Consider the following 18,222-nt stretch of genomic DNA (forward strand, 5'->3'; position numbering starts at 1 on the left):
GTCAAACCCGCTCGATTGCGGCAAACGTCTGCGCTAAGAAAAAGCCATGGATATTGCACTCTCACTCATGATCCCGGCCATCATCGCGCTCCTGCTGGGCGCGCTGGCGCTCTACCGACGCGGCGGCAATCGCAAGCAGGCCGGATTGATGCTGGTGCTGGCGGGCGTGCTCACCGTCAACGTGGCGATCTGGACCCTGCCCAATTCCAACGGCGATACGCTGGCGCGCGCGGGAGATGCGAAAACGGCGCCGGAGTAAATCTCCGGCGCCGCTCATCCGTTCGAAACGCCCTGGATCAGGTTCGGGGCGTTACTTGATCGGGCAGTCCGGCGCGAGGCGCATGTCGAGGTAGTTGTCTACCGAGCGCATGAGATCCGGCACTTCGTTTTCGAAGAAGTGGTTGGCGCGCGGGATTTCGTCGTGATGGATGGTGATGTGCTTCTGCGTGCGCAGCTTGTCGACCAGCTTCTGCACGGCGCCCGGCGTAACCACCGTGTCTGCCGCGCCCTGCACGATGATCCCCGATGCGGGGCAGGGCGCCAGGAACGAGAAGTCGTACATGTTCGCCGGCGGGGCTACCGAGATGAAGCCGCGGATTTCCGGGCGGCGCATCAGCAGCTGCATGCCGATCAGCGCACCGAACGAGTAGCCCGCGATCCAGGTGGTCGAGGCTTCGGGATGGATCGACTGCACCCAGTCTAGCGCGGCGGCGGCGTCGGACAGTTCGCCCACGCCATTGTCGAAGCTGCCCTGGCTGCGGCCGACGCCGCGGAAATTGAAGCGCAGGGTGGCGAAGCCGCGCGCCACGAACGTCTTGTAGAGGTGCTGGGTGATGCGGTCGTTCATCGTCCCGCCGGCCTGGGGGTGCGGGTGGAGGATCATCGCCACGGGCGCGCGCGGACGCGGTGCCGGCTGGAAACGGCCTTCAAGGCGACCTTCGGGTCCGGGGAAGATGACTGCGGGCATGTGTCTGCGAACCTGACCTGTTGAAACTCCCGCGAAACGGCGGCGAAATTCTCGCCAGCCATCGCGGGAGTGGAAAAAGGGAAGTTCGCTATATAGAAACCTTGGCTCCGAAAACAACTTTTCAAGCGATGTCAGCTCAACAGATCTATCTCGACCACGCGGCGACCACGCCGCTCCTGCCCCAGGCGCGCAATGCATGGCTGGAAGGTGCGGCTTTCTGGGCCAATCCTTCGAGCCCTCACCGGCAGGGCCGCGCAGCGCGTGCCGCGCTCGAAGACGCGCGCGCCCGGATGAAAGGGCTGCTCGGGTGGCAGGGTGAACTGATTTTCACTTCGGGTGCGAGCGAGGCTCTCGCCATTGCCATTCGCGGGTCGAAACGCGTGCTTTCTGCGGTTTCTCCGATCGAGCATGAGGCGGTGCTGCGTCATGGCGCGGCGGCAGCAAGGCTTGCCGTGGACTCCTCGGGCCTAGTCGATCCGGCGGGTGCGGCGCTGGAGGGGCTGGTCGCGGTGCAGCAGGTCAATTCCGAAACGGGCGTGATCCAGCCGCTGGCCGAAGTCGCAGAGGCGGTGAAAGCCGCCGGCGGCGTGCTGCTTGCCGACTGTGCGCAAGGCGCGGGGAAGCTCTCGTTGCCACCCGCCGACCTCATCGCCCTGGCGGCGCACAAGTTCGGCGGCCCCATCGGCACCGGCGCGCTGCTGGTGCGCGACTGGGCCTTGCTCGAACCGAGCGGTGGTCAGGAGCGTGGCTACCGTGCGGGAACCGAGAACCTCCCCGGCGCACTGGCAATGGTCGCCGCGCTGGAGGCCGGCAGCGAATGGATGGTCGAGGCCCGCAGGCTTCGCGCCCTGCTCGAGACGGAAATCCTGGCGGCCGGGGGTGAAGTGGTCGGCGGCGAAGCCGAACGAAGCCCGACAATCGGCGGTTACCGGATGCCGGGGCTGTCTTCCGCCGCGCAGCTCATCCGGTTCGACGCCATGGGCATCGCCGTCTCTGCGGGAAGCGCCTGTTCCTCTGGATCGCTCAGGACCAGTCACGTTCTGGAGGCGATGAACTATCCGCATCCGACGGAAGTGATCCGGGTGTCGATCGGCCGCGAGACTTGCGAGGCCGATATCGCGCGCTTCCTTGATGCCTGGCGCGCGATTGCCGGAAGCCGGCGCGCGGCATGATCTATCTCGACTATCAGGCGACGACGCCGCTGGCTCCCGAAGCGCGCGAGGCCATGCTGCCATGGCTGGGCGGGCCGGAAGCGGTGGGCTTCGCCAACCCCCATAGCCCGCACCGGCCGGGCCGGGCCGCTGCCGCCATCGTTGAAGTGGCACGCGATCAGGTTGCCGCCTTGCTGCCGCCGGGCGGGCGGGTGATCTTCACTTCCGGTGCGACCGAGGCGATCAATCTCGCCATGGCGGGGAGCAGGGCGCGGAGCCTTGCGGTTTCCGCCATCGAACATGCCGCCGTGCTCGACACGGCGCGGGCGCTCGATCCGGCGGTTTCCATCCTGCCGGTGAACGCGGAGGGGCTGGTCGATCCGGCCACGAAGATCGCGGAAGGGACGGGCCTTGTCGCCGTCATGCAGGTCAACAACGAGATCGGCACGATCCAGCCGGTCGAAGCTCTTGCCCGAGCCGTCCATGCCGCAGGCGCGCTGTTCCTTTGCGATGCCGTCCAGGGGGCGGGCAAGATCGCGGCGCCTGTCGGCGCGGACCTGATCGCGATCTCGGCCCACAAGCTCTATGGGCCGAAGGGGATCGGGGCGCTCTGGGTGCGTGACGGGCTTGAGCTGGCGCCGATGATGCACGGCGGCGGGCAGGAGCAGGGCCTGCGTTCGGGCACGCTCAGTCCCGCGCTTTGCGCCGGGTTCGGCGTGGCCGCATCGCTCGCGGCAGCGCGGATGGAAGAGGACGCCGCGCGTGTCGAGGCGTTGTGGGATGCCGCGCGCGCAGTGCTGGCGCGCTGGACCCTCAACGGCTCGTCCACAGATCGCTGGCGCGGAAATCTCAACTTGCGCTTGCCGGGGCTCGATGTGGCGCGGCTGATGTCCGACCTCAGGAACGTGGCGTTTTCCGCCGGTTCCGCCTGTGCCAGCGGCTCGGGACGGCCCAGCCACGTGCTCAAGGCGCTCGGACTTTCCGATTCCGGCGCCAAAGCCTCTATCCGTCTGGGATTCGGGCGATATAGTGACCTTGGGGAGCTGAAGGATGCCTGCATACGAATAGAAGCCGCAGCAGCGGCGCAGGGAGTCTGAGTTGCTGAACGTGAGGTTTTTGACCGCGGAAGGAAAACTCGTTCTGGCCGAGGCCGAGACGGGAGACGTTCTGCTGCGTGTGGCGCAAGCTGCCGGTATGCCGCTCGAAGGAACGTGCGAGGGGCAGATGGCCTGCTCGACCTGCCACGTGATCGTCGCGCCCGACTGGTTCGACAGGCTGGAACCGGCCTCGATGGACGAGGAAGACATGCTCGACCTCGCCGCCGGAGTTGCGCGGACCAGCCGCCTGTCCTGCCAGATCGAACTGACTCAGGCGCTGGACGGTTTGGAGGTCAGGATTCCGGGCGTTTCACGGGACATGCAGATCGGCTGATCGTCACCCCGGAACAGTCCGGGATGACGACTTCGGCCTGTTCAGGCTTCCTCGCCCGGTTGCGTGCGGCGGCGATACAGGCTCATTCCATAGCGGATGCCCAGTCCGACCAAACCCAGCGGCACGATGACGGCTGCGGCGAGGATGAGGAAGCCGATGACCGCGCCCAGTACGGTCCCCACATTGCCGAGAGCGCCTCGGATCGGTCCCATGAAACCGCCGCTCGACGGTGTTCCGGCTTCGTAGGATATGTTTATCCGGCTGTAATCGACGCGGCCTTGCATTTCCGCGAGCCAGCTTTTCGCTTCGTCGATCTCTTCATTGACCTTGGCGACTCCGCGTTCCGCTTCGACCAGTTCGGCGACGGTGCCCTTGCGGCTGGCCAGCACTTCCATCAGCCGGTCACGCAGCACGGTGCGGGCGCGCAGGCGGGCCTCGGTATCGACGATCTGCTTCGAGAGATCCTCACCCGAAATCCCGCTTGAAACCTCTTCGCCTTCCGCGGCGCCGGCGATTTTGCCGAGTTCGGTTCCGAATGAGCGGGCGCGAGGGGCCGCGACGGCGAGCGAGAGGGAACCCGAGGCATAGTCGCCCTCGGCGCCGCTCTGCTTCATGTCGAGGATCTGGCAGACCTGCGGGCCTTGCTTTTCGCAGAGATCGGCCTGTTTGCGCTGGACTTGCGGGATGGCGGCAGCGCTCAGGCGGTAGCCGTATTCGTAGACATAGGCGATCTTCGGCGCATTCGGTGCGCTCACGGCAATGGGATCGCTGCTCCCTGCAGCGACTTCTTCCTTGCTGTCGGAAGTGGTGACTTTTCGAAGGTCGCGAGGAGACTCGCCTCCGCAACCGGCAAGCGCCAGTAAAGCCAAGGCCATGAATGTCTTGCGCATCGTTTCCCCCTTTTGATGGCGCGCTGATTCGAAGGCAGGCGCTATCCGAGCGGCAAGCTTATGGAAAACGCTGAAAAGCGACTTTGGCACTGGGAAGGGCGCTGCTAGGGTCCGTGCCATGGTGACCACGACCGACGAAGACTCAGATCCTTTCGACGCCATCGTCGATGCGCCTTTCGATGCTGCGCTCTCAGAGCGCTATCTTGTCTATGCCCTGTCCACGATCACGGCCCGTTCGCTGCCGGACTTGCGAGATGGACTGAAGCCCGTGCATCGCCGTCTGCTCTGGGCGATGCGGCAGCTCAAGCTTGATCCGGGCAATGCCTACAAGAAGTCCGCGCGCGTTGTTGGCGACGTGATCGGTAAGTATCACCCGCATGGCGATGCCTCGGTCTACGACGCGATGGTCCGCCTCGCGCAGGACTTCTCGCTGCGCTATCCGCTGGTGCAGGGGCAGGGCAACTTCGGCAATATCGACGGCGATAACGCGGCGGCCTACCGCTACACCGAAGCGCGCCTGACGCGCACGGCGATCCACCTGATGGCCGGGCTGGACGAAGGCACTGTCGACTTCGTTCCCACCTACAACGGCGAGGAAAGCGAGCCGGAGATATTCCCCGGCCTGTTCCCGAACCTGCTGGCGAACGGCGCCACCGGCATCGCCGTGGGCATGGCAACCTCGATCCCCAGCCACAACGTCGCGGAGATCATCGACGCGACCTTGATGCTGATCGACAATCCCCATGCCGAGCATGACCAGCTCATGCAGGTCTTCCACGGCCCGGACTTTGCCACCGGCGGCCTCGTGGTGGACAGCCCGGAGGCGATCAGCCACGCCTATGCCACCGGCAAGGGCGCCTTCCGCGTGCGCGGCCGCTTTTCCTGCGGAAAGGACGAGGCGGGCAACTGGGAGGAAACCGGGGTCGAGAAACTGGGCAGCGGCCAGTGGCAGCTCGTCATTTCCGAAATCCCCTACATGCTGGCCAAGGGCAAGCTGATCGAGCAGGTCGCCCAGCTCATCGCCGACCGCAAGCTGCCGATCCTCGAAGACATTCGCGACGAGAGCGACGAGCAGATCCGCATCGTCTTCGTGCCCAAGAGCCGCAATGTCGATCCGGAACTGCTGAAGGAAAGCCTCTACCGGCTGACCGACCTCGAAAGCCGATTCTCGCTCAACCTCAACGTGCTGGATTCGCACCGCACGCCGGGTGTGCTGGGGCTCAAGCTGCTGCTGTCGGAATGGGTCTACAGCCAGATCGACATCCTGCTGCGCCGTACCCGGCACCGGCTGGAAAAGATCGCCTCGCGGCTGGAACTGGTTGCCGGCTACATCATCGCCTATCTCAACCTTGACCGGATTATCGAGATCATCCGTACCGAGGACGAGCCCAAGCCGGTGATGATGGCCGAGTTCGAGCTGACCGACCGTCAGGCCGAAGCCATCCTCAACATGCGCCTGCGGTCCTTGCGCAAGCTTGAGGAAATGGAGCTTCGCAAGGAGCACGAGGAACTGCTTCGGGAGCAGGAAGAGCTCAACAAGCTGCTCGAAAGCCCGGCGCGCCAACGGACCCGGCTCAAGCGCGACCTTGCCAACTTGCGCAAGGACTATGCCGAGAATACCGAGCTTGGCCGTCGCCGCACCACGATCGCGCAGGCCACGCCAACGGTCGAGTTCAGCATGGACGCGATGATCGAGAAGGAGCCGGTCACGGTGATCCTCTCGGCCAAGGGCTGGATACGCGCCGCCAGGGGGCATGTCGCCCTGGACGGCGATTTCAAGTTCAAGGAAGGCGACGGCCCGGCCTATGCCTTCCACGCGCAGACGACCGACAAGATCCTGCTCGCGGTGGACAACGGGCGCTTCTACACGCTCGGTGCCGACAAGCTGCCCGGCGCGCGCGGCTTTGGCGAGCCGATCCGCACGATGATCGACATCGACACCGAGGCGCATATCGTTGCGGCCCTGCCATACAGGCCCAAGGCGCAGTTGTTGCTGGCCTCCAATATCGGGCGCGGCTTCGCGGCGGAAACCGACGAACTTCTAGCTGAAACCCGCAAGGGCCGTGCGGTCATGTCCACCAAACTGGGCGTGCAGCTGGTCGTCGTTCGGGAAATCCCGGCCGAGCACGATCACGTCGCGGTCGTGGGCGACAATCGCAAGCTGGTGATCTTCAGTCTCGAAGAACTGCCGGTCATGGCAAAGGGGCAGGGCGTGACGCTCCAGCGTTACCGTGACGGCGGCATGTCGGACATCACCACGCTGAAGCTGGAGGACGGCCTTTCCTGGACCATGGGCGGCGAAAGCGGCCGCACGCGGACCGAGAAGGACACGGTGATGTGGAAGGTCGCGCGCGGCGCGGCGGGCCGGCTGCCGCCGGTCGGCTTCCCGCGCGACAACAAGTTCCAGGGCTGAGTTCGCGCGCCGTCCCGGTTCCGTTCCGGGACGGCGCCCCGATCCGTACGAAAATCAGGTTGCCGGTTGCGGGTGATGCGGCACGAGGATCAGCGTGCGCCCCTCGACGCGCCAGCTCGCCAGCCGCGAAAGCAGGTTCATGCCGATGACGTTCTGGTCCTCCAGCCCCGGCGCGACCACCACGTCAAGCTGACGCGCGACGACGCTGCCGAAGCGCAGCTCATCGACCGTGCCGAGCCGGGCCGCGACCGTGCCGTTCGCGGTGCGCATCGCGATGTCCTGCCGCATGGTCTGCGGGCGGACTTCGGCACTATTCGCCACTCTAGGCGAGATCGCGGTGAGCGTGGCGCCGGTATCGACGAGAAAATCGCCCTTCACGCCGTTGATCGTGGCCTTGACCCAGAAGTGACCATCACGCGCCATCGGCACGCGCGTTTCGCCGCCGCTCACGCTCTGGCGCGAAAGGCCGAGCTCGGGCAGTTCGATGCCGGGAAGCGTAAAGTCGGTGCCGCTGGTGAGCCGGGTCGCCTGCGCCACGGTCAGCAGCAGGGCCGCCACGACGCCGAGGTTGCCCACGCCGCGAAGGAATCCGCCAAGCAGCGGCAACGCGCCGCGTAGCAGACCGCCCAGCACCGAGACGAAAATCGCCGCCAGCGCCAGTGCCAGCAAGGGCTGGCCGGCAAGGAAAGTCAGGAGTCCGGGAAAATCCATTACCCGATCATGCCATGAACATGCTGTCGGAACGCTGACGGAATCACGTTCCCCGCCCATTGCGGGGAACGAGGATCAGCCGGTCTCCCTCGACCCGCCAACTGGCCAGCCGGGACAGCAGGTTCATGCCGATGACGTTGGTTTCCACTTCGTTGTCGGGGCCGATGGCGACGGGCAGGTCGCGGGCGGAGATCGACCCGAAATCCAGTGAGCCGGCCGTCGCCATACGCGCGACGATGGTGCCATTGGCCGTATCGAGCATCACGCCCCGGTCACCGGCATCGGGTTCGATCCCTGCGCGCGCGGCGACCGATTTCGAGATGCCGGTATAGGTCGCCCCGGTATCGACCAGGAAATCAACCGGCTCGCCCTGGAGCCGGGCCTGTATCCAGTAATGACCGTCCGCTCGAAGCGGCACGATGGTTTCGCTGCCTTCGATCGAGGGCGGCCGGGGCTCGTCCAGCCAGAGCGCCGCTTCCGAGCGCGTATTGTGCAGGGCCACTTGCGCTACCGTCAGCAGGAGCGCGGCGATCAGGCCGAAGTGGGAGAGATTGCGCAAGGCATGGCCGAGCCGGGGACGGCGGGCCGCCAGCATCCCGGCCAGCACGGCCACGAGGATGGCGCCGATCGTCAGCGCCAGCAGCGGCTGCCGGTAAAGCAGCCCGCCGAGTTCATTCACGTTCAAGAAGCTTGCCCGGCGAGTTCCGCGTCGAGCAGTTCCGAAATCCGCGCTTCGCCGGGGAAGCCTTCCGCCACCCAGCGCTCTTCCACCTGCCGCAGCACGCGGGCGACCTCGGGCCCGGCACCCACGCCGCGGGCGACGATCTGGCCGCCTTTCAGTGGAAACTGCGGCACGTTCCAGCCCGTCAAGGCGGTGCAATCGGCGCCTGCGATCAACAACCGGTCAAGCGCGCCGTCCATGCCGAGGCGATAGGCAAGGGCGCGCGGCTCGCCGGGGGCGCCGTTTCGCGCAGCGGCGACCGCGAGGCGCTTCTTCTGGGCGCCGGAGAGACGGAAGCGCGAGGCGACCTGTTCGGCCAGTGGCACTTGCGCGGGCAGCAGCGCGGCAAGGCGCCGGACGGGATCGGGCCCGGCAGCCTGCGCCCGTTCGGCGGCGATGAGCGCGGCGAGGGCGGCGGTGTCGGCCTCTGGCAGGATCACTTCCAGCACGCCCAGTTCCGCCATGCGCTGCACGGTCGGCGCCGGGTCGGGCAGGCCGAGCAGATTCATCATTTCCATGCCCACACGCTCGCGCGAGAGACCCTTGAGCGTGGGCGCGAGTTCGGAGCAGGCGCTTTCGGCTTCCTCGTCTGCCGGGGTGGTTCCGAACCGGGCCTGGAAGCGGAAGTAGCGCAGGATGCGCAAGTGATCCTCGCGGATGCGCTGACGGGCATCGCCGATGAAGCGCACGCGCCGGACGGAGAGGTCCTCAAGCCCGCCGAACCAGTCGAACAGCTCTCCGCCCACCGGATCGGCATAGAGCGCGTTCATCGTGAAATCGCGGCGGGCCGCATCCTCGCGCCAGTCGGTGGCGAAAGCCACGGTAGCGCGGCGGCCGTCGGTCGAGACGTCGTGGCGCAAGGTGGTGATCTCCACCGGGCCGCCGGGGAGGACGGCGGTGACGGTGCCATGATCGATGCCGGTGGGGACATGGCGGATGCCCGCTTCCTGCAGGCGGCGCATCGTTTCCTCGGGCGGAAGGACGGTGGCCATGTCGATGTCCTTCACCGGCTGGCCGAGCAGGGTGTCGCGCACGGCGCCGCCCACGTAGCGGGCATTTTCATGGCCCAGCGCGGCAACGAGCGCGGCGAGGTCTTCGCGGGCCATCCAGTCGGCGGTCAGTGTCTCAGTCATTCCAGTTCAGCCTGCGGGCAAGATTGTGAAGGATGGCGCCGGTGACGCCCCAGATGCGGTGGTCGTGCCAGGTGATCTCTACGAAGGCGTGGCGGCCGCCTTCCCAGTCGATCCACCGGGTCTTCTGGTTTGCCGGATTGAGCACGAATTCGACAGGTGCCTCGAACCATTGCGCGACTTCGGCCGGGTTGGGCCGGATTTCGAGATCGGGCGGAACCACGCCGATCACCGGCGTGATCTCGTATCCGCTGCCGGTGCGGTAGAGATCGCTGGTGCCGATCACCTGCACATCGCGCGGATGGATGCCGAGTTCTTCCTCCGCTTCGCGCAGGGCCGCCTCGACAGCGGTTTCGCCCGGATCGAGCCGGCCGCCGGGGAAGGCGATCTGCCCCGGATGCGCGCGCATGGTGGAAGGGCGGTGAAGCAGCAGCATGCCCGGGCGCGGGCGCTCCGTCAGCGCGATCAGCACGGCGGCGGGCTTGAACGTCTCGATCTGGTGAATGCGCGGATCGATCCAGAGTTCGTCAGGCATGGTATCGTGCCCGGCTTCGAACCGTCGCGAAACATCGGCGAAGAGCGCGCTCATGCGGGAACCAGCCCGAAAGTCTCGCCCTGGCTGGAAACCGCAAGCTCGCCCCCGGCCAGCGCGATCTCCACGAGCTGCCCGTAAGTGCTGCGGTTCAGGCGGGCTTCGGCGCCGTTGCGCACGCCAAGATAGATCGCGGGCGTTTCCGGGTCGCCCTCGACGCGGATGGGATGTTCGCGCCCGGCAATCACGAGATCATCGGTGTTGAGGCGGAACACGAGCGAACCTTCGTCCTGCCGCACGTCCACGGCGATGAAAGCGGCATCCTCCACCTCGATCGACAGCTTCTCGACCGGGGTGACCAGCCAGTGCCGGCCATCGGCTTCGCGCAGGATCAGCGACGCGAAGGCGCGGACCATGGCATGGCGCCGGATCTCGCCGCCCTGGTGGAACCAGCGACCATCGGCGCGGATCGTCATCTCGCTGTCGCCGGTGATCCGGGGGGACCAGTCGGCGACGGGGGGAAGCTTGCGGGCGGCCAGCAGGTCGGCCACCTGGGCAAGCGAAAGCGCGTTCAGTTCTGGCGGCGGTTCATAGGGCATCGGTCTGCGATGCCAGATAGGGCCTGATACGCCAAGGTCCAGAGCGCCGGGATCGTATCCCGGCGCCGGAGCGAATTATCGCAGCCAGGGCCCCAGCATGCCTTCGCGCGGCAGGACCGCGGGATTGTCGCAGCGGACCAGCAGGCGATGCCGCTCGAACGGGCCGGGCATGTTCCAGCCTTGCGTCCATTCGTTGGTATAGCCCCAGAAGCGGCCGTAGTACTCGGGATCGCCGACCATGACCTGCGGCAGCGGCGCGCGCGAGTCGATACCGGCCATCGCCGCCGACATCAGCGCTTGGCCGAATCCCTGTCCCTGATGTCCGGGCATGACGGCGACCGGGCCGACCATGATCATCGGATGGGCGCGGCCCTCCGGATCGTTGAGCGCGACCGGCCAGCACTGGATCGTGCCGACGAGCATTTCATCGGCGTCGAGCGCCGCGAAGCTCAGGCCCGGCAGCCATTCCACGCCTTCGCGAACCTTGTAGGCGGTGCGCTGGTGTCGCTCGGGCTCGAACGCGCTATCGAGGAGAGCCTCGACGAGAACGGGGTCGACATTGTCGAGCGGAATAAGGGTGGCAGTCTGGGACATGGCGCGGGCCGATAGGGTCGGCACGCGCTTTTGTCGATTCAATTCGGAATCCGGCGAAAGTCCGGTCAGGACTTCGGGGTCAGCTTCAGCAGGTGCCCGGAAGCATCGGCGGGGCCGTCCTCGAGCAGCCAGATCGTGCCGTCCAGGCCCTGTTCGATCTCGCGGATGCGGTTGTCGAGCGGGTAGCGCGCTTCCTCGGTGGCTTTTTCCCCGTCGATCCGCACGCGCACCAGTCCCGGTACGGTGAAGGAGGCGATCAGGACCTGGTCCTTCCACTGGGGAAACAGGGCGCCGGTGTAGAAGATGAAGTTGCCCGGCGCGATAACTGGGTTCCAGCTTATCGCGGGCGCGGCAAGATCAGGGCGGGTGGCATGGCGCGGGATCGGCTTGCCGTCATAGTGATCGCCGTCCGACACCAGCGGCCAGCCGTAGTTCTGTCCCGGCTTCACGAGATTGAGTTCGTCGCCGCCCGCCGGGCCGTGCTCCAGATCCCAGAGCCGCCCCTCGCCGTCGAAGGCCAGGCCCAGCACGTTGCGGTGGCCGTAGGACCAGATCTGGTCGGTCGGCGCGCCCTTGTCCGCATAAGGATTGCCAGGCGCGGGAGTGCCATCGGGCAGGAGGCGGACGATCTTTCCGAGATTGGTGCCGAGATCCTGTGCGGGCGTGAATTTCTGCCGTTCGCCGGAACTGACGAACAGGTACTTGCCATCCGGCGAGAAGGCGATGCGGTGCGAATAGTGGCCCTGTCCCTTCACCTTGGGCACCTGCCGCCAGATCACCGAGAGGCCTTCGATCGCGCAACTCGCCGGCTGGGGGCAGGAGAGGGTGCCCCGGCCGACCACGGCGCCCCGCGTGTCTCCGGCGCCGGCTTCGGCCCAGCTCAGGTAGATCACCCGGCCGTTCAGGGCAGGGCCGCTTTGCCCCGGGGCGAAGGCTACGTCGCCAAGGCCGCCCTGGCCGCCGTAAGCGACTTTCGGCGCGCCCGAGACGGTGCCCGGCGTGCCGTCCGCCAGGCGCAGCATGATCGTGCCCTTCTTCTCGGTCACGATCATCGCGCCCGTTGCCCTGTCGATGGCCATGGCCCAGGGCTCGTCGAAACCGGCGACCTGTTCGACCTTGAACGGGGGTTCTGCGGATGTTTCCGCCGAAGCCTTCTCCCCGGTGGCCGCCGCGCCGCAGCTTGCCAGCACGAGCGCGACGGGCGATACCGCCGCAACGAAGGGTCTGGAGATCACCCGCTTGGTCATGTCGTTTGAATCCCTGTCTGGTAGTGGTCGTTCCGGTGCCGGCCGTCTTGTCATCGGTGTGGACGAGGCGGGCCGGGGGCCGCTGGCCGGTCCGGTTGTGGCGGGCGCGGTGGTGCTGTGCAAGCCCCGGCCTTCGGGGCTGGACGATTCCAAGAAGCTCACCGGCAAGCGCCGCGCGGTGCTGGAAACGACGATCAAGCGCCGCTGCCGCTGGGCCGTGGGCGTCGTGGAGGTCGATGAGATCGACCGTCTCAACATCTTCGGGGCCACCATGCTGGCGATGACCCGCGCCGTTTCCGCGCTTTGCGCCGGGCTGGACGAGGAGCCGCACGAGGTGCTGATCGACGGCAATCTGACACCGGCGGGCCGCACTGCAGACTGGCGCTGGCAGGCCCGCGCCATCGTGGGCGGGGACGCGATCGAGCCGTGCATCTCGGCGGCGTCGATCATCGCCAAGGAACACCGGGACCGGCTGATGCGCGAACTGGCGTTGGCGCACCCCCACTATGGCTGGGAGCGCAACGCCGGTTACGGTACGGCACAGCACCTGGAGGCATTGCGCCGCCACGGGCCTACCCCGCATCACCGCCGCAGCTTTGCGCCGGTCGCGCAGTTGGAGATGGCTTTATGACGGGATCGATGACGTGACGGGCTTCACCGCTGCCGACGTTCCGGGGCAGGCCGGCAAATGCTTCCTCGTCACCGGCGCCAACACCGGCCTCGGCTTCGAGACCACCCGGGTTCTGGCGGCGCGCGGCGCCCGGGTGCTGCTCGCCTGCCGCAGCGAGGAGAGGGCGCGGGACGCGATGGAACGCATCCGCATGGAACTGCCCGGCGCCAACCTCGCCTTCGTGCCGCTGGACCAGGCCGACCTGTTCAGCGTGCGCGAGTGTGCCGAGCAAGTCGCACGCGACGAGCCGCGCCTCGATGTGCTGGTGAACAATGCCGGCGTCATGGTGCCGCCGCTCGAACGCACGGTGCAGGGGCACGAACTGCAGTTCGGGGTGAACCACCTTGCGCCATTCGCGCTGACCGGGTTGCTGCTTCCCAAATTGTCGGAAGCGCCCGGCGCGCGCGTGGTGATTACCGCCAGCCTCGCGCACATGCGGGGGCGGATCGACTGGGACGACCTCGACGCACACCGCAGCTACAAGGCGCGGCAGCGTTATGGCGACAGCAAGCTGGCGAACCTTCTCCATCTCCTGGAACTGGACCGCAGGTTACGCGCCGCCGGTTCTCCGGTGCGCGCAATGGCCTGCCATCCCGGCATCGCCGAGACCGAACTGGGGCGGCATTCGCTGGGCTTCCGGCTGCTGTTCCCGGTGGCGGGCATCGTGCTCAACACGGCGGAGGAAGGCGCCTGGCCAACGCTCCAGGCGGCGACGGACCCGGATGCCGGGGCGGGTAAATACTTCGGGCCCCGGCGGTTTGGAGGAATGTCCGGTCCTTCGGGCGTAGCGAAGCGCAATGCCTCCGCACGCGACGGCGCCGCTGCGCGACGGCTCTGGGAAGTCAGCGTGCAGATGACGGGCATCGATTGCGGCCTTGCCGGTTTTTGAGACGCCAGTCTTTAAATGGCGGGTGCGGGGTAAATTGAACCTGTCTGCGGCAGTGCCTGCCGAACAAGATTCAGTCGTTCGCAGGCCGCCTCCGGCGCGTTCCTCCGCATCTGCGCGCCGACGCCCGAAAACCTGCGCCGGGACAAATTTTTCGCGGTGAGTCCGGGGAGTCACAACCCCCACATCTAGAGTCTGGCGGATCGATCATGACTCGACATCTTGTGTCGGATTCGTTTTGTTCTGTTTGCTGAACACCTGAATCACAAGAGAATCCCACGAGTCGCGGGTTGACGGCGAGTCTCGAAAGACTCACTAGGGCGTCAATCCACAGTTCAAATTCCCGGAGCAAACATGGGCCAGATACTCGTCAAGCAGAAGATCCGCGCAGCCGCGCCGGCGCCTACGCCGAAGGAACTTCTGCCGCTTGGCCAGATCATCCCGGGCGACTGCATCGAAGCGATGCGCACGATCCCCGACGCCAGCGTTGACATGGTCTTCGCGGACCCGCCGTACAATCTCCAGCTCGGCGGCGACCTTTCGCGCCCCGACGGCAGCCACGTCGATGCCGTCACCAACGACTGGGACAAGTTTTCCAGCTTCGCCGTCTACGACCAGTTCACGCGTGACTGGCTGACCGAGGCGCGCCGCGTGCTCAAGCCCGACGGTTCGCTGTGGGTGATCGGTTCGTACCATAACGTCTTCCGCCTCGGCGCGATCATGCAGGACATGGGGTTCTGGATCCTCAACGACATCATCTGGCGCAAGGCCAACCCGATGCCGAACTTCAAGGGGACCCGCTTCACCAATGCGCATGAAACGCTGATCTGGGCGTCGATGGGCGAAAAGTCGAAGTACACCTTCAACTACCGCGCGATGAAGACCCTCAACGACGAACTGCAGATGCGTTCGGATTGGGTCCTGCCGATCTGCAACGGCGCCGAGCGCCTGAAGAAGGGCGGACGCAAGGTTCACCCGACGCAGAAGCCCGAAGCGCTGCTCTACCGCGTGATGCTGGCCACCACCAACGAGGGCGATGTCGTGCTTGACCCGTTCTTCGGCACCGGCACCACCGGCGCCGTCGCCAAGCGCCTCGGCCGCGAGTGGATCGGCTGCGAGCGTGAGAGCGATTACCGCGAGGCCGCTCTCGAACGCATCGAGATGGCGCTGCCGCTCGACGAACGCTCGCTCAAGACCATGCAGTCCAAGCGCAGCGCGCCTAAGGTTGCCTTCGGCACCCTGATCGAGACCGGCTGGATCAAGCCCGGCACCCGGCTCACCGACAAGAAGGGCCGCTTCGAAGCCATCGTTCGTGCCGACGGATCGCTGGCCTGTGACAAGCTGAACGGTTCGATCCACGGCCTCGGCAAGGAACTCCAGGGCGCGCCCTCGTGCAATGGCTGGACCTTCTGGCATCTGGAACATGAAGGCCAGGTCAAGCCGATCGACGCGATCCGCCAGCTCTACATTCTCGCCACCGAGCCTTGAGGCCATAAGGCTGCTTAGGCGGCAAGGCAGGGTATCCGGAGAGGCCTGCGCCGTTGCGGCCCTCCGGCGCGCTCCTCCATATGGGCGCTTGTTTTGGATAAACGATTAGCGAGAGGTGATGGGGGCTTCCTCAAAACCTGTTCTGCGCCGCCCGCGCCCAGGCTAAGAGGCGACCATGACCCGCACCGTTTACATCCGCCCGATCGCCTTTGCCGACAGCCCCCAGAGCGAGGAGGGAGAGGCCATCCGCCTTGGCGGTTCGATGGCCTGGGCGAGCCGGTTCGCCCTGATCGTGCGCGAGAACAGCAGGGTTCGCTCACGCACGCGCTTCGGGGCTGAGCAGGCTGTCGCGGCGCTGGCGGGGCTTCCCGCCGAACTCGGCGCCAGCGCCGAGCTCCAGTGGGCCAACTTGCGCAAGGTCCATGCGCCGCTTCAACTTCCGCTCAAGGGCGGCGGAGTGCGCACGATCCGGCTCGAACAGCCGCAGATCGCCGGTATCCTCAACATGACGCCTGACAGCTTCTCGGATGGAGGAGCCTTCCTCGACGATGCGCAAGTGGCATCCGCCCATGCCGCCGCTATGCTGGAAATGGGGGCGGCAATGGTGGACATCGGCGGCGAATCCACCCGCCCCGGTTCCGGTGCGGTTTGGGAAGGCGATGAGATCAGGCGCGTGGTGCCGATGGTCGAGCGGCTCGCCGCGATGGGAGCGGCGATCAGCGTCGATACGCGCAGACCCGCCGTCATGGAGGCTTCGCTGAAGGCCGGCGCGCATATCATCAACGACGTGTCCGCCCTGCGCTACGATCCGCGCAGCCTGGAACTGGCGGCGGCCTCGGGCGTGCCGGTGGTGCTGATGCACGCGCCCGGCGACGGCGAGGACCTGCATTCCAACGGCGACTACGCCGATGTCGTGCTCGACGTGTTCGACTGGCTGGCCGCCTGCCGTGACCGGGCCGTGGCCGCGGGCGTCGCCCCCGAGAACATCCTGCTCGATCCGGGCGTGGGTTTCGGCAAGACGCTGGCCGAAAACCTTGCGCTGATGAACGGGCTCGCGCTGTTCCACGCGCTGGGCCAGCCGCTGTTCGTCGGTGCCAGCCGCAAGCGCATGATCGGCGCGCTTTCGAACGAGGCGCCCGCGCACCAGCGGCTCGGCGGTTCCGTCACGCTGGCGCTGAAGGCGATGGAGGCGGGCTCGCATGTCATCCGCGTCCACGACGTGGCGGAGACGGTTCAGGCCGCGCGGGTCTGGCGGGGGCTGCGCGATGCGGCCCTGACCGACTTCGCGCAGCTTCCCTGAAAGCGCGGTCAGACCGCCAGATATCCTCCGTCCACCGGATAGTAGGTGCCCGTCACGAAGGAGGCGCGGTCGGACAGGAGGAACGCCGTCACCGCCGCGATTTCCTCGGGCCGAGCCAGCCGTCCCAGCGCGTGCTTGCCCGCCAGTTCGGCGATGGCCTGCTCGGTCATGTTCTTTTCGAGCGCGGGCGTGGAGACGAAGCCCGGCCCGACCGCGTTGATCCGCACTCCGGCGTCGGCATAGTCGAGCGCGGCAACCTTGGTCATGCCGAGCAGGGCGTGCTTGGCGGTCACGTAAGCGGTCGATCCGGCCCAGCCCACCGCGCCAAGGATGGAGGCCATGTTCACGATCGCGCCGCCGCGCGCCGTCATCGCCGGGATCTGGTACTTCATGGCATAGAATACGCTGTTGAGATCGACGTCGATCACGCGCGACCAGGAATCCAGCGGAATGTCGGCAAGCTTGGCAGCGGGCGCGCCGATACCCGCATTGTTCACGGCAAAATCAAGCCGGTCGAAGCTGCCCAGGGTAAAGGCGACGAGCGCTTCGTTGGCGGCAGGGTCCGCCACGTCCAGCCTGAATACGGCGGTGCTTTGCGCGCCCAGTTCGTCGGAAAGGGCGCGGGCGGCGTCCTCGTCGAAATCGGCGATCACCACGCGGCCGCCCTGAGCGACGAGTTCGCGCGCCACTGCTGCGCCGATGCCCGAAGCGGCGCCTGTCACGATACCGGCCTTGTCCTTGAAATCCTGCATTGCGATCATCTCCTTGATGACCGTTCAACGCAGCCGCCCCGGCGCCGGTTCGCGTGATCGGCGATGACTTTTCCGCATTTCCGGTAGCGCGGAACGCGCCTTATCCGCTTCAAATCCCGCGACAAACATGGACGGGCGATGAACCTGCGATTGCTGCCCGATGAACACGGCCAGGCGCTGTGTCGACCAGCGCACGCATGGCGGGGGACTTCACCGAAATGTCCCATCTACGGCCCGTTTCGTCCCGGACGCGGGACTATAATTGCGTCGGCGTTCGTTTCCCTTTCAAACGCGGGCAATAGTGCCTGCGTCCAAGCGAAAGGGAGAAGTCCCATGAACCAGACCAAGAACCTTCGTAATCGCCTCGTGGCGCTCGTTGCGGTTCCGGCCGTCGCCATTCCTGTAGCCGCTTTCGCCGTTCAGCCGATCATGTACGAGGAATCCGTCGCCCGCCAGGAAGAGGCCCTGATCTTCCAGAATCCCATCGGCGGCGTCCAGAACAGCAAGTGGTACGATTATCGCATCAACGTGAACGAGAGCCAGAAGGAGCTCGCCAGCGATTTGCGCCACTCCACCGACATCGAGGATCGCCGCGATGCCTGGGAGGAATACGCGACCGAACTGCACAGCGAACGCGGGAAGTACGTGAAGTACATGAGCAAGCGCGGCTACCGCGTGCCGCACGTCTATTTCGAGAATCTGTGATCCGGGCTTGAGCCACGGGCTTTGGCCGCAAAGTC

20 protein-coding genes are annotated in these 18,222 nt (G+C 66.2%); 10 read left to right on the forward strand and 10 right to left on the reverse strand.

Going from position 1 to position 18,222, the window contains the following annotated elements:
• Nucleotides 1-46 precede the first annotated feature (46 nt).
• On the forward strand, nucleotides 47-259 hold the full coding sequence (locus U9J33_RS09550; RefSeq protein ID WP_324694781.1) for a hypothetical protein: 213 nt from the start codon (nucleotides 47-49) through the stop codon (nucleotides 257-259).
• A gap of 51 nt (nucleotides 260-310) precedes the next feature.
• On the opposite strand, the gene U9J33_RS09555 is transcribed toward U9J33_RS09550, so the two are convergent.
• Nucleotides 311-967, reverse strand: coding sequence for an alpha/beta hydrolase (locus U9J33_RS09555; RefSeq protein ID WP_054441549.1), 657 nt, complete (start codon nucleotides 965-967; stop codon nucleotides 311-313).
• A gap of 128 nt (nucleotides 968-1,095) precedes the next feature.
• Here U9J33_RS09555 and U9J33_RS09560 point away from each other — a divergent pair, with 128 nt between their 5' ends.
• From U9J33_RS09560 to U9J33_RS09570, 3 genes are read left to right on the forward strand one after another with little or no spacing between them, the layout of a single operon-like run.
• Entirely contained in the window at nucleotides 1,096-2,139 is a 1,044-nt protein-coding gene (locus tag U9J33_RS09560; protein WP_324694784.1) for a cysteine desulfurase family protein, read from the forward strand.
• Complete coding sequence (locus tag U9J33_RS09565; protein WP_324694786.1) at nucleotides 2,136-3,215, forward strand: cysteine desulfurase family protein; 1,080 nt, start codon at nucleotides 2,136-2,138, stop codon at nucleotides 3,213-3,215. The genes U9J33_RS09560 and U9J33_RS09565 overlap by 4 nt, the downstream gene beginning before the upstream one ends.
• Before the next feature lie 4 nt (nucleotides 3,216-3,219).
• Entirely contained in the window at nucleotides 3,220-3,549 is a 330-nt protein-coding gene (locus U9J33_RS09570; protein WP_369818345.1) for a 2Fe-2S iron-sulfur cluster-binding protein, read from the forward strand.
• Between the two features lie 41 nt (nucleotides 3,550-3,590).
• Here U9J33_RS09570 and U9J33_RS09575 read toward each other — a convergent pair whose 3' ends face one another.
• The gene (locus tag U9J33_RS09575; RefSeq protein WP_324694790.1) at nucleotides 3,591-4,439 is read right to left on the reverse strand and encodes a DUF4349 domain-containing protein; all 849 of its coding nucleotides are present in this window, start codon (nucleotides 4,437-4,439) and stop codon (nucleotides 3,591-3,593) included.
• 118 nt (nucleotides 4,440-4,557) lie between these two features.
• Here U9J33_RS09575 and parC point away from each other — a divergent pair, with 118 nt between their 5' ends.
• Complete coding sequence (gene parC, locus U9J33_RS09580) at nucleotides 4,558-6,852, forward strand: DNA topoisomerase IV subunit A (protein ID WP_324694792.1); 2,295 nt, start codon at nucleotides 4,558-4,560, stop codon at nucleotides 6,850-6,852.
• A 54-nt stretch (nucleotides 6,853-6,906) separates the two neighbouring features.
• On the opposite strand, the gene U9J33_RS09585 is transcribed toward parC, so the two are convergent.
• The 7 genes from U9J33_RS09585 to U9J33_RS09615 all read right to left on the reverse strand — a co-directional run bounded on the left by U9J33_RS09585 (nucleotide 6,907) and on the right by U9J33_RS09615 (nucleotide 12,386).
• A complete protein-coding gene (locus tag U9J33_RS09585; RefSeq protein WP_324694794.1) occupies nucleotides 6,907-7,563 on the reverse strand; it encodes a retropepsin-like aspartic protease in 657 nt (218 codons plus the stop codon).
• A 43-nt stretch (nucleotides 7,564-7,606) separates the two neighbouring features.
• Nucleotides 7,607-8,242: a retropepsin-like aspartic protease family protein gene (locus U9J33_RS09590; protein WP_324699032.1), complete on the reverse strand. Its 636-nt coding sequence runs from the start codon at nucleotides 8,240-8,242 to the stop codon at nucleotides 7,607-7,609.
• A 2-nt stretch (nucleotides 8,243-8,244) separates the two neighbouring features.
• Nucleotides 8,245-9,417, reverse strand: a complete 1,173-nt coding sequence (locus U9J33_RS09595) for a CCA tRNA nucleotidyltransferase (RefSeq protein ID WP_185997534.1) — start codon at nucleotides 9,415-9,417, stop codon at nucleotides 8,245-8,247.
• A complete protein-coding gene (locus U9J33_RS09600; protein ID WP_324694796.1) occupies nucleotides 9,410-10,003 on the reverse strand; it encodes a CoA pyrophosphatase in 594 nt (197 codons plus the stop codon). The genes U9J33_RS09595 and U9J33_RS09600 overlap by 8 nt, the downstream gene beginning before the upstream one ends.
• Nucleotides 10,000-10,545, reverse strand: coding sequence for a DUF1285 domain-containing protein (locus tag U9J33_RS09605; RefSeq protein WP_185997532.1), 546 nt, complete (start codon nucleotides 10,543-10,545; stop codon nucleotides 10,000-10,002). Before U9J33_RS09605 ends, U9J33_RS09600 begins: the two co-directional genes overlap by 4 nt.
• 75 nt (nucleotides 10,546-10,620) lie before the next feature.
• Nucleotides 10,621-11,139, reverse strand: coding sequence for a GNAT family N-acetyltransferase (locus U9J33_RS09610; RefSeq protein WP_054441574.1), 519 nt, complete (start codon nucleotides 11,137-11,139; stop codon nucleotides 10,621-10,623).
• Between the two features lie 65 nt (nucleotides 11,140-11,204).
• A complete protein-coding gene (locus U9J33_RS09615) occupies nucleotides 11,205-12,386 on the reverse strand; it encodes a PQQ-dependent sugar dehydrogenase (RefSeq protein WP_324694800.1) in 1,182 nt (393 codons plus the stop codon).
• On the opposite strand from U9J33_RS09615, the gene U9J33_RS09620 reads away from it, so the two are divergent.
• The 4 genes from U9J33_RS09620 (at nucleotide 12,385) to folP (ending at nucleotide 16,730) form a co-directional block, all read left to right on the forward strand.
• Nucleotides 12,385-13,017: a ribonuclease HII gene (locus U9J33_RS09620; protein WP_054441577.1), complete on the forward strand. Its 633-nt coding sequence runs from the start codon at nucleotides 12,385-12,387 to the stop codon at nucleotides 13,015-13,017. The genes U9J33_RS09615 and U9J33_RS09620 overlap by 2 nt on opposite strands.
• A 13-nt stretch (nucleotides 13,018-13,030) precedes the next feature.
• Nucleotides 13,031-13,945 carry an oxidoreductase gene (locus U9J33_RS09625; RefSeq protein WP_324694802.1) on the forward strand — a complete coding sequence of 305 codons (915 nt, stop codon included), beginning with the start codon at nucleotides 13,031-13,033 and terminating at the stop codon, nucleotides 13,943-13,945.
• Between the two features lie 351 nt (nucleotides 13,946-14,296).
• Nucleotides 14,297-15,430, forward strand: a complete 1,134-nt coding sequence (locus U9J33_RS09630; RefSeq protein WP_132468752.1) for a site-specific DNA-methyltransferase — start codon at nucleotides 14,297-14,299, stop codon at nucleotides 15,428-15,430.
• Nucleotides 15,431-15,605: 175 nt separating this feature from the next.
• Nucleotides 15,606-16,730: a dihydropteroate synthase gene (gene folP, locus U9J33_RS09635; RefSeq protein ID WP_324694805.1), complete on the forward strand. Its 1,125-nt coding sequence runs from the start codon at nucleotides 15,606-15,608 to the stop codon at nucleotides 16,728-16,730.
• A gap of 8 nt (nucleotides 16,731-16,738) precedes the next feature.
• Here the strand turns inward: folP and U9J33_RS09640 are convergent, their stop codons facing one another.
• Nucleotides 16,739-17,482 (reverse strand): SDR family oxidoreductase, encoded by a 744-nt coding sequence (locus tag U9J33_RS09640; protein ID WP_324694807.1) that lies wholly within the window; start codon nucleotides 17,480-17,482, stop codon nucleotides 16,739-16,741.
• Nucleotides 17,483-17,815: 333 nt separating this feature from the next.
• Between U9J33_RS09640 and U9J33_RS09645 the strand changes: the two genes are divergently transcribed.
• Nucleotides 17,816-18,187, forward strand: coding sequence for a hypothetical protein (locus U9J33_RS09645; protein ID WP_185997527.1), 372 nt, complete (start codon nucleotides 17,816-17,818; stop codon nucleotides 18,185-18,187).
• Nucleotides 18,188-18,222 lie beyond the last annotated feature (35 nt).

The organism is Novosphingobium sp. RL4, from assembly GCF_035658495.1.
Lineage (GTDB): Bacteria > Pseudomonadota > Alphaproteobacteria > Sphingomonadales > Sphingomonadaceae > Novosphingobium.